4 protein-coding genes are annotated in these 12217 nt (G+C 57.4%); all 4 read right to left on the bottom strand.

Annotation, left to right across the window (positions count from 1 at the left end; all coding sequences use genetic code 11):
- Positions 1–70 precede the first annotated feature (70 nt).
- The gene (locus tag JL015_RS27045) at positions 71–2848 is read right to left on the bottom strand and encodes an RHS repeat domain-containing protein (protein ID WP_025261657.1); all 2778 of its coding nucleotides are present in this window, start codon (positions 2846–2848) and stop codon (positions 71–73) included.
- A 187-nt stretch (positions 2849–3035) separates the two neighbouring features.
- Entirely contained in the window at positions 3036–5927 is a 2892-nt protein-coding gene (locus tag JL015_RS27040) for an RHS repeat domain-containing protein (protein WP_201020626.1), read from the bottom strand.
- Entirely contained in the window at positions 5927–10237 is a 4311-nt protein-coding gene (locus JL015_RS27035) for a SpvB/TcaC N-terminal domain-containing protein (RefSeq protein ID WP_025261655.1), read from the bottom strand. Before JL015_RS27035 ends, JL015_RS27040 begins: the two co-directional genes overlap by 1 nt.
- Before the next feature lie 18 nt (positions 10238–10255).
- On the bottom strand, positions 10256–12217 hold a 1962-nt coding region (locus JL015_RS27030), incomplete at its 5' end, for a Tc toxin subunit A-related protein (protein ID WP_445177113.1).

Here is a 12217-nt window from a genome sequence, read left to right as displayed (position 1 = left end):
GGAATAGGCCTCCTGTATTCTTGCAGGCCGGAATACTTTTTTGCGAATGCCGTCAACTTCGTATCTCTTTTTATGGCTGACCGCGTCTCTGTGTTGTAGGGGCAGTCTGCGTCAAGATGTTTTTCATGTAATACTCGTGTAAGTGATGGGCTGCATGCATTAGGCTGTCAGCATTATTGGCGGAAACCCTGGCAGCAATACCGGGGTTTTGATTAAATTGAGTGATTGCAGTATTTAAATCTGTGATGAACTCAGGGGCAGGATAAAAAGTCTTGACCCGTTCTATGAAATTGTTGGCGGCCGGTAAGATGTATGAGAAATAGTTCAAGTTCAAACCTCCACTGGTGATGATTTCGGAAACGGCTTGGTATGGGGGTTTCTGGGTTATATTTCCTCCCCCTGTCAATAGGGAGATGTATTCTGCGAAGATATAGTAATTGTCCGTTGAGGAAGGGCCTTTTACTGCACTTTCCAGTACGTCGTCTATGTGCGTCAGCTCGTGGCCTATGGTATGAGGCAGCTTTTTTGTATAGGCATGTCTGGTATCTATGGCTATCCGGCCTAGAGGGTCTTCGGGGAAAATAAAGGCGCTGAGCTTCTCGTTAGGGGTTCTAATTCCAAGAAACTTTCCTTCTCCATCATCGCTCAGGTATTCAGAGGCCCGTATATAAGAGGATTCCCACGAGTGGGTAACGTCGTGTACGACATCAGAATATTGGTAGCCAAAGAAGCTGCGCATAATGTCGGCGCTTTCGTTTGGGTAATACCTTATCATTTCGCCTGCATGCTGGTAGGTGATTTGATTGCTGACTAAGGCTCTTTTTATATTTTCTTTTAAATCATCCGGGAACTCATCCAGGCCCCGAAACATGATAACGTTTCCGGCGTTCAGTATCTCTTCTTCGACTGGGTCTCGTACCCCTATATAAATCCTGCCGTCCATATCCTTATGACAGACGGGGGAATTACCCACAAAACAAAAAAGATTCAACCCGTTCACATCACCCGTCGGGTCCGGATTGATCCACCGCTGCAACCACGGTGCGTAATACCTGAAGCCGTAATAATACAATCCGCTGACATCGCGTTCCTTGCCCGAATACCTCACCGTCTTGTACTTCGCTTCTAATGCACTGCGAGCCGCCCACCATGCCGTGCCACCAAACGGGTAATAACTTTCCTGGCTGATCAGGTCGCCTTGTTGATCCAGTTCCAAAGTGCTCGATCCCAGGTGATCGCCCAGGTTGTAGCGGACCTGGTCGTTGGCGATGCCGCTCGGCAGGCCTGCCTGCCAGTGCAATACCTGCACGCTGCTGCGCCCCGCCTGAGCGGTGATGACATGGAGGATCTCGCCATCGGCGTTGGTGCGGATTTCCAGGCCCGAAAGGTAGCGAGCCTCGTTATTCAGCATGCGACTGGAGGTCAGGGTGCTGTTGATCTTGCGGCAGCGCTGGGCCTGGCCGTCGTAGATATAGCGTTCGTGATCGTTGGCCTTTGCCGCGCGAGTGATGGTGGTGATCTGCTGCAATTGATTGCGTCGATCCCATTCCAGCGTCTGGCCGCGGACCAGTTGCAGCAGGTTGCCGTTGGCATCGAAGGCTGTGTCGAAATCCACATCCACTTCACCTTCGGGCAGGCTGCGGTTACTGTCCGGGGCTACGCGCATGGTGCGGGTAAAAGACTGCGCGCCGACATGCCTCATCTGCAACAGATTGCCCGCCGCGTCGTAGTCGTAGTTTTGGGTGTAATTGCTGATCTGGTTCGGATCAGGCGGCAGCGGCTGCAAACCGGGCAGGGCAGGACCGTGACTGGCACCGATATTGACCTCACGGCCCGTTGCTTCGATCAACTGATAGAGCGTGTCGTAGCGGTACTGATTAATCGCCTCGACGCGCTGGTTGGCGAAGTAACGAATCGGTTGGGCAGCATCTTCGATCTGCTGGATATTGCCGACCGGATCGTAAGCGTAGATGAGGTGCTGCAACGCCGGGCTGCCCGCCCGGATTTCTATCAAACGACTATCTTGAGGATCGTAGATCGAGTGGCTGATCACACCATTGCCCGCCGTTTCCTGCTCGATCTGATTGAAGGCGTTGTAACGGATATCGCTGACCAGCGTTTGCGTTGCACCGGATAACGTCAGATCGACGGCTTTCAATTGCCCGGCCACGGTCTGCTTGAAGGACTGCGCATTGCCGATGGCGTCGGTCTGTAGAAGAGGCTCGCCCAAGGCATTAAAGGCCCATTGTGTTTCCAGGCGATTGCTTTCCAGAAGGGCATCGCGCTCTGCTTCGTCCAGTGGCCAATCCGGTGCTTCTGGATCAAGCAAAAAATACCGGGCTTCGATCAGTGCAGCCCCGAGCACACCGTAATCCGGTAGATGGCGAGTCCCCGCCGTATCGTCATGGCGAACTGGCCGGTTACACTGGTTGTGCTCAAAACCATCTGGCCCACCGTAATCAAGCCGCTCGGTTACTTGCCCGTCTTCGGTGATTGCCAACGGACGCAACACAGCATCGTATTCAACCTGGCGTTGGCTACCGCGACTGTCCCACCCTTCAACCGGCAAGCCTGCTTCGTTCAATAACCCGAGCCGCCAGCCGGCGTCGACGCTTTCGGTCAGCAACGCCTGATTGCTGAGGCTGTAAGCCGTGCTGAGGTTGGGAAGTGCAAGACGAGGATCACGCTGGCTGACCAGATGTCCAGCCGCATTGTAGGCCTGGCAGGTCACACGCTCATCGACAGGCTGATCCTGCTCGCGGCGACAAAACTCAACGCTGCGTAGCGCCAATCCACGCGGATCGATAACGAGCAGCCTGGGTGTGTGAGTGTGCAGTGCCATGTTCATTCGCAAGCGTCCCTGTTTGCGGTCTGACATGAGTTTAGTTCAGTGACATTGGCCGGTTTGGCCGTATGTCACATCCCCCCTGATCGCGGCCAAGGCCCCTCCCACAGGGCCATATGGGAGGGACCTTGGCCACGAGCGGTATCTACAGCATCAGCAGGTCTGCGCGAATTCGCTTCACCTGTCGTTTTCACAATCTAGTCATCTTGAACTTTGAGTTTTGTCGACTCGGTTTCCTTGCTTCAATGGACAGGTCTCGGGCGTTTTTAATAATGCCCATTACCGTTCTCATCTTTTTGTTCAAGGTTTCAACCGATGCTCTTTCTTTCAACGGTATTACACTGACCTTTACCGACTCTATGCCGATTCTTTCAAACTCATCTTTGAGAGCGTTCATCCTTTCTAGCAAGTCCGTCTCCAGTGTATTCAGATGGGTGTCCAGCTCCCCCCATTTCTCAGGTTCTATCTGTTTTTCGCTGTGCTGTATTTCGTATGTCAGCTCCACGAATTCCGGAGCGTGTTTTATGGCAATACCGACCACTGGTGTTTGCTCCAATGCTGTTCCAGCCATCAATTTCATCATGTTGTTGCGTGCTTTTTGATCTCTTAGATCGGTATATTCACGGGCCGCATGTATCACCGTCCCATGCAGTGAGTGGGCTGTTTGCGAAGCTTCATCAAATATCTTTTCAGGGTCCAGTTCGCTGTTTTTCAAATTGATGGCCGTGTTCCATTTCAGTCTGCCAGTGGTTTTTTCCGCTATGTACCCTGATGCCTTCGCGGCTGCGAACCCACCGACGAGTACAGCTCCGCCCGCCACCCACCCGGGGGGGCCGCATGCTCCGCATGCGATTGCCCCAACCAAGGCTCCCGCTGCAGCGCCACCGCCTGTAGAGCCGGCCATTTTTGCGGTAGTCTGGCCCATCAGGGAAGTGCTGCGTTTGACAGCCGAGATACCACGCTCCTCATGGTCCAGATAGTTTTCTATCTGCTGTATGACTGCATTGACCCGCTCTTTAATAAGTTTCAGCGCTGCCAGATGAACAACCGTATTGTGGATAAGTCTCCTTTTGGCTTTGCTTCGATCTTGCTGTCCGGATGAATCCATTCTTCCATCCAGATCGAATCGACTGATGGGGTTGTTACCCAGCATCTGATATAAATTCAAACCGTCGATATCGCCCGCCGGGTCCGGATTGATCCAGCGCTGCAACCATGGTGCGTAATAGCGAAAACCGTAGTAATACAGCCCGCTGGCATCGAGTTCCTTACCCGAGTAACGCACCGTCTTGTACTTCGCTTCCACGGCACTGCGCGCTGCCCACCAGGCCGTGCCGCCAAACGGGTAGTAGCCTTCCTGGCTGATCAGGCCTCCTTGCTGGTCCAGCTCCAGGGTGCTCGACCCCAGATGATCGTCCAGGCTGTAACGCATTTGATCGTTGTCAATGTCGTTCGGCTGGCCGGCCTGCCAGTGCAGAACCCGCACGTTGCTGCGACCGGCCTGGGCCGTAATGACATGCAGGATTTCGCCATCGGCGGTAGTGCGGATTTCCAGGCCTGGCAGGTAGCGCACTTCATTGCTCAACGTGCGGCTGGAGGTCTGGGCGCTGTGGATCTTGCGGCAGCGCTGGCCCTGGCCTTCGTAGATGTAATGCTCGTTATCGCTCGCTGCGGTGGCGCGGGTGACGGTGGTGATCTGCTGCAACTGATTGCGTAAATCCCACTCCAGCGTCTGGCCGCGCACCAGTTGCAACAGGTTGCCATTGGCGTCGAAGGCGGTGTCGAAATCCACCTCCACTTCACCTTCGGGCAGGCTGCGGTTGCTGTCCGGTGCCACGCGCAGGGTGCGGGTAAAGGCTTGTGCGCCGACATGGCGCATCTGCAACAGGTTGCCGGCGCTGTCGTAGCTGTAACTCTGGGTGTAGTTGCTGACCTGATTCGGGTCGGGCGGCAGGTTTTGCAGGACGGGCAAGGCGGGGCCATGGCTGGCACCGGTTTTGACTTCACGGCCTGTGGCTTCGATCAATTGATAAAGCGTGTCGTAGCGGTAGTGGCTGATGGGTTCGATACGCTGGTTGGCGAAGAAGCGAATCGGTTGGGCGTTGTCTTCGATCATCAGGATATTGCTGACCGGGTCGTAACCGTAATGCAGCGACTGCAAGGCTTCACTGCCTGCGCGGCCAGCGGTCAGGCTTTGCAGCAGGCCGGTGGATGCCTCATAAACGATCTGGCTGACCACGCCGTTTCCCGCTGTCTGTTTTTCTACCTGGCCGAATGCGTTGTAGACCATGCCATCCACAAGCGTGGTTTCGTCCTGTGAATTCAGTTGTAGATAGACGCCGCTCAGGTTGCCTGCAACCGAGTAGGCCGCACGTTGGGCATTGCCTCTTGCATCGGTTTGCAGTGTCGGCTCTGCGACAGCGTTGTACTGCCAGTGCGTGGTGAATGCTTCGGTTTCCACCAGGTCGAGATAGTCCGTTGCGTCTGTCCAGTCAGGCAGTTCCGGGGTTTTCAGGAATTGCCTGGGCTGGCTGAGAAGCTGGCCCAGAACCCCGTAATCGGGAAAATGCAGCGAGCCTGCGGTGTCATCCAGGCGAGCCAGTTGACCGCACCGGTTGTGTTCGGCCGAATCATCGCTGCTGTCGGCATACACCGAGCGGATGATCGTGCGGGCATTCTGCTGTGCGTCGATTTCCACTGTCGCCACTGGCCTGAGGTAGGGGTCGTATTTGATCTGCCGTGTGCTGCCGCGTGCATCCCAACTTTCAACGACATTGCTGGCCTCAGCCGATAAGGTCAGTTCCCAGCCAGCGTCCACGCTCTCGGTCAACAGCGGGACTCTGGTAAGGCTGTAACGGTAAGTACGGGTGGTGGGTGATGCTGCATCCTGTTGCGCGAGTGCCCACAGGCGTGGGTCCCAGAGCGCAGTGAGGCGGCCCGCTGCGTCATAGGCCATGCGCGACGTCAGGGTGAGCGGTTCGTCCTGGTCCTGAAGTTTGCGATATTCGGTTGCGCGCACCGTCAGGCCCCGCCCGTCAATAGCAGTGACAATCGGGGTGTGGGAGTGCAGTGCATTGCTCATCAGTGCTCTCCTGACGCCTTCAATGCCAGCATTTCTTCAGCTGTGTCGTTCTCGTCCTCGCTGATGCTGTACCAGGTGCGGTAAGTCTGACGTCGCATCCAGCCCTTGGCGGTGAGGGTAATGGTCGGGCGCCCCAGCGGGTCGTAGAACTGTCGGTCGAAATAACCATGTTCACGCAACGATTCGTCTTTCACATAGACATGACGGTTGGCGAAGTATGGGCGATAGACCCGCACCGCCAGCCCCTTGTTGTTGTATTCCACACGCTCGCTTATCCGCCAGCGGGGCGAGGCGTGGACGATTTTCGGTTTGCCGCCTTCCAGTATCAGCTTGCCGTATTCGTCGACCGCATAGGCGTCGCCATCCTCGACCAGTTGCCGGGTCTGCAAGGTGCGTGCGAAGCCATCCACTGAAACCAGGCTGATGCGGATCTGTTTCTGCGGATCGCCCGGGTAGCGGTCTGCCTGAAGGACCGCACTGGCAAAGGGGATGCTGCCCGTACCAAATGAGACATTGCCGTCGTAGTAATAAACGGCTGCCGAATTTCTCAGGGCACTTGCAGGCGAATTGATTGCCTCGTTGCTGCCACCCCAGACGCGGGTCTCGGGATCGAGCGGATCGAAGCCGACCTCCTGGCCCAGCTCGGTGCCGTAGAAACTGCTGGCCCATAACCGACCGAATGCATCGTAGTCCGCCTCCTGGGTGTTGTGGTTGGGATCGACAATCCGGAACACTTGCAGCACGCGGTAGTTGTAAGTCGCTGTGGTGATGCAACCCACCGGGTCGGTGATCTTGTTCACGAACAAGCTGTAGGGGTCGTATTCAACGCTGGTCCAGCCATGGCTGCGCGTCGGCCTGAATGTGGTGATGCGATAGAAGGCTTCAGGCCCGGCGTAGGTGAAGAATCCCTGCTTGACCGACCAGAGGTTCAAACCGTCATCGGGCAGGAACGAGGGCATCTGTTGGTAGCCCACTTCTGCGAGTCTGATGGCCAGTTGATCGGCATCCATGACGCGCTCGTAGGCGCTGAGCGCGTGATCGTCCAGTTCTGCGTTTTCGACGGCGTCGGCCAGCGCCTGAAAAGTCGCCTCCCCATCGCCTGCACCGATGTAGCGTTGTACCGACAGGCCGATGAGTGTGCGGGGCAGGGCGGCGAATGTGCCTTGCGGGTCGATGAAGTGCTCGTAGCTGATCTGCGACGGTGCCAGTACGCTTGCCGGAACGACCATGGCGTTGCCGCGCATCCTGTAGGGCAACCCCAGGCGCCAGCTTTGCGGGCTGTCCAGATGAATGACTGCGCTGCGAGCCTCGTTCAGGTAGAAGTTCTGCTGCGCTTCGTCATGGGACGCCTGCCACCATTGTTGCTGCCAGGGGTCTTCGAAAGGTGGCGTATCCTGCGGCTTCTTGCGCCGTGCATAGCTCACCGTTACGGCGTAAGTCACGGTGCCGTAATGGTCCCAGGCCAGGTTCAACTGATGCTGGCACATAGGGTCATCAAGCTGCTCGGCCTCGTATTGATAAGTGATGGATTCCAGCGCCATCGGCATCATCAAGGCGTAAGGCTGATGTGGTGATCGTGGCTGAAGCTGGCGTACCAGATAGCGTTGCGCTTGTACGGAATACAGCACGCCGTCCGTGCTTGAGACTTCTGTGCGCAATGGCGAACCGCTGAGTGCGCGGGCCATTGCCCAGCGAGCGGCCTGGTCAGGTTCACTGATCAGTTGCTCGGTCTGGGTCGCAGAGTCGTAGCGGGACAGCAGATGTTCACCCAGCGGCACTGCCTGCGGATCGCGGGTGTCGTAGTCGTCGTAAGACTGCTGTGGGTCGCGTCCGGTATGAAACCAGGTTTTGCTCAGTACTGGCGCGGTAAAGCCTTCCTGCTGCTGGGGCGGTGTTTCGGTGTCGGTCTGCAAGACCCGGCCGAAACCACGGAACTCCCGTTCGCGAGGATCGTAAAAGCCATGTCGATACTGGAACAGTTGGGTCAGTGTGTTGCCCGTCACCAGGTCTTTCTGGGTTTGTTTGACCACCACATGAACCGGAAATGGCAGATGCGAGACAGCGGCCTTGCCTTCCGCAAGCAAGTCCTTTTTCTCATCCAGCCATTCCTGGGCCGAGCTGCGATAAGTCACTTCACCTGTCGCGCCCATATGGTTGTCCGTGGCTTTGAGCATGTAGGGCTTATGCTGCGTGCCCATCGCGTTTGCGGCGTAGTGTATGGTCCAGTGGCGCGGTTGCATGTGCGGTGCGGTGATGACCAGGCTGGAAAAACCCAGGCCTTGCAGGTCGGCGGCACTGACCTGACAGAAGCGGTCATAGTGCATCCCATCGGGCCAGACTTGCTGGAAGGGTGCTGCAAAAGCATTGCCGCCTTCGTTCATGAAAACCTGAATACCGTCAGGTTCAAGGTAAAGCAGGTCGCTGGCTCCGGAGCCATCCATGTCGGCCAGTAGAATCCGGCTCGAATCGAATGCTTCATAGCTGAACGGCAAGCTGGCGAACAGCTGGCCCTTGCCGAAACGCCCATGCCCCAGATTTGGCCAGAAGCGGACTTCATTGTGCCGAATGCGGATCAGATGCTGCTGCCCGGTGCCCAGCAAGTCGGCGAATGCCACCAGTTCATTGGGGCTGTCGCTGAGCAGTGGCAAGCGGTCATCGTCATGTGTGACGTCAGTCGGTGCTGCGAAGCCCGCCGCCCGGCGATTGGCATACAGCCGAACGCTGCGTGGGCCGATCAAGGCCAGATCCGAAAGCCCGTTACCCACCAGATCGGCCATCTGCCCCTGAGGATTAAAGAACTCGGGCGGGAAGGCCGCGAAGCTCGCAAAGCTTGACCAGCTCCGGTCCGGCTTGAGTGTGAAGAAACCGGACATGCCGGGCTGGGCAACGATCCAGTCCAGCCGTCCGTCGCCGGTCATGTCGGTGAGCGCCTGGCGTACCGGTGTGTTTGAGTCGGCAGTCGGGATTTTGGGCAACTCCTGCCACGGACCGTACGCTACGGCATCCGCACCGCCTGTATCAGCGCGTACCGGTTCCCGATAGCGCCAGCTCTTGTCCTCTTTATAGAGCACGCCGGGCAAGCCATCGCCGTACAAATCGGCCATCTGATAGCGCTGGCCGTCATTGAGGCCCGGCATCGAATCCATTGGTTTGTAAATGTCGTTTTTGCTATCGAATTCGCTGTAGGTAAATTGCAGGGTGGGCTGCTGTTGGAGTTGATGCATTGCTGTCCCGTCCCAGGCCTGTGAATGCGCACCGACCAGCGCGTTGTATTTGAGAGTGGTCTGTTTGTATTCCAGCAGCAGGCGCTGGACCAGCAAGGGTGACTCCTCCAGTTCGTCCGCAAAGTGATGAAACATCAGGACTTGCTGACACAGCCGCAGGTTGCCCAGCTCGAAGCCATAGGCAAAGCTGGAGTGCGGGTCGCTGCGCACCGGCCATTCAGCCTGCTCCGCATAGGTCGGTATGGTCTTTGGATCGATGCTGCGTTCGCCATAGTCGAACAGCAGGTCGAAGTGCCACTCCAGGTTTTCCAGCGAGTCTTCGTCCCACAGGTACAGCACCGGATGGGCCTTGGCGTTGCCATAACGCACCCGCCACAGATAACACTGGGCAATGAAGTCCCGAGGATAATCATCGGGCAGGCCGGCTTCGTCCTCGGCCTTGTACTCGTAGAGAATATGTTCGCCCGTGGCATTCATGCTTTCTTCCAGCAGCCACTCGGCGACCCGGTTGGCGTCGGCCGGGTCGGTGCTGCGTGAACTGGATTTCTTGCCGTAGAAATGCAGGCTGCCGTCGGCACCGTGAATCAGCCAGAAACCCGGATCGACCGGGTCGATGCGCCAGTGTTCTATTCGCTCGAACGCGCCTTCGATCCTGGCGAAATAGCGAACCACTTGATACGTCTTGCCCAGATCATGGCCGTTATAGCTGCTGGCACTGGTGAACTGGATGACACCATTGGCGTCGCGCTCCGGCAACCAGGCTTCGCCATTGGGGCCGAGGATCAGATCATCGTCGTTGTAGCCGGGCACGCCTTTGCTGGCCCGCCGCGCCACGCAGCCGAGGTTCAGGCTCCAGCCAATACCGAACAGGCCATTGCCGATGGTGCTTTGGTATCTGAGCGAGAGCGCAGGGTCATAGCCTCGACCAGGGCTTACAGGCAAGGCGATTTCCAGAGACGCCGAACCGTTGCTGCCAACGGCCCCCCAGCTTTTGCCAATACTTTGAATGGCCCCACCCCCTTTGGGCAGCGAGGGCGTCGCGACTGCCGGCTGCGATGGTTGTTGCGATTGTGCTTGAGCGTCCATGGCTCTGGCTCTCCGTTGTCAGCTGCTTTTCGCGGTGTAGCGCACGTGTACGATGATGTCGGTGATCGAGGCGATCATGCCCTCCTGGCTGGCACTGAACTGCAAGGCCCAACGGGAAATCGCTCCGGTGCCTTCAAAGGGCAGATAGCGCTCGTCATCGAAGTTGAAAACGAATATGCCGTCGTCATCGACGCCGGTTGAAACCGCAATCTGCTGGCTGGCGCGCATGTTTTCCTTCAGCGCCCCTTGCGGACCATTCATCTGTACGGCGCTGTAGGTTTGCGTGAGGATGGCGCGGATATCCTGATAAGGGCCTACTGTCACCGGCAGCGAAACGCTGACGCGCTTGATGCGGCGCAGGTAGTGGCCGGGATAGTCGGCGTCGAGCATCGCCTGGGTGATCTCGAATTCGGCGATGCCTTCCTCTGCCAGGCGAGCGACCACGGCGTCCCAGCCAGGATTGATGCTGGGGGCCTCTTCGGTGGAGACAGGCAATTGCTTCACTGAAACCGTCTTGATGATTTCCAGCTTGCGGTCGTTGCGCGTCAGATACGCCGCATCCATGCGCAACAGGTTCAGCTTGAGCGATTCGCCAGCGGTCAGGCCACGCCAGGCGTCTTTCCACGCGGCGGGCTTGATGAAGGTGGTCGCGTAGTCGGCAATTTCGTATTGCCAACAGGCTTGGGCTGCCAGGCATAGAGAGAAAGTGGCGTCGTAAGCCTGATAGTAAAAGGTCGAGAACTGGCCGTTGAGCCATTGGTACAGCTGGCTGTGGGTGAAGCGCTTGTTGAGGAATGCATAAATGACTTCGGCCTGTTTCTTCGCTTCCTGGGCCTGACGAAGTTGCAGGGCGGTGATGCGGGTCTGTGCGTCATGCACGGCCAGTTGCGTGTCGATGTGCTCCGATTCCAGCCTGGCCTGATCACGAGAGTTTTCCCACTCCTGCAAACGACGCCGGAAAAACTCCGTATGTTCCAGAGCGGTGCCGATGCTGTCTTCGAGTGTGGCGAGACCCTCTGCGCCGATGGCAACCATTTGAGGAATACCTTCAAGCTGGAATCCTCCTCCTGCCATGCCGGTTGCGGCCCCGCATACGTACCCGGCAACTGCGCCTGAATGAACTCCCAGATGGTTGGGGACGGGTTTCAGTGCTGCAGCAACAGCCTTCGAGACCGATGCGCTGCCGCTTGCCACTCTGGCCTTCATATGAGAAACAGCCGCATCGATCTCAATGTCAGTGACATTCTCATCCGCCAGCTTGCCGTAGAAGCTGGCCCGGGCATCGGCTATGGCCTTGGCGGCTTGCAGCGCCTTGCGCGCTTCGATTTCGACCTTTTGAGCTTCCAACTGCAAGTCGATGGCGTACTGCGCAAACTTCCACGCTTGCTGCTGTTGCAGTTCTATCAGTTGCCCTTGTTCCTTGCGTTCGATGATCGACAGCAGGGTATTGCCGAACTGAATCAGGTTATCCACTGCGCTACTTGCCCGGTTGAACATCACCGCGTAGCGGTAGTGCGGCGTTTCCTGGGCCAGCAGGCTGCCCGCACCGCCTTCGGTGGCGCCATTGGCGTAGGCGGCGAGCAGGGCGCGAGGGTCCAGAGGCGCGGCAAACAGCGGCAGAGACAAGGGTTTGCCATCCAGGGTCAGGTTGTGGCGCAGGTTGTACAGACGCGATTCGACCATGTCCCAGTACCTGGTCAGCTCGGCATTCATGGGCACGATGAAGTGGCCGTTGTCTTCCTCCACCAGTGTCGGGTCGCTGCCAAAGGTGCTCAGGCGCAGCGACGGCTGAGTGAAGCTGATCACTGCCTTGCCTTCGTTGGCCGCTGCGCTGGCGCGGACTTGTTGCTCCTGTTCGATCAGTTGCGTCTCGAACTCGCGCAGGCCAGGGTTACTGGCTCCGGCCAGATCCCCCAGTTTGATCGGTGTCCACTGGCTGGTGATCACGGCATCGGGCCGCGGGCCGAGCAGGTCGAGGAT

This window comes from Pseudomonas cichorii (assembly GCF_015471405.1).
GTDB lineage: Bacteria > Pseudomonadota > Gammaproteobacteria > Pseudomonadales > Pseudomonadaceae > Aquipseudomonas > Aquipseudomonas serbiensis.
Note: the sequence above shows the minus strand (reverse complement) of the source record. Positions and strands in the feature narration are given on the sequence as shown.

Excerpts from the sequence above, each read along its gene's own strand:
- JL015_RS27045 (WP_025261657.1), bottom strand. The coding sequence starts at position 2,848 with ATGAACATGGCACTGCACACTCACACACCCAGGCTGCTCGTTATCGAT.
- JL015_RS27040 (WP_201020626.1), bottom strand. The coding sequence starts at position 5,927 with ATGAGCAATGCACTGCACTCCCACACCCCGATTGTCACTGCTATTGAC.
- JL015_RS27035 (WP_025261655.1), bottom strand. The coding sequence starts at position 10,237 with ATGGACGCTCAAGCACAATCGCAACAACCATCGCAGCCGGCAGTCGCG.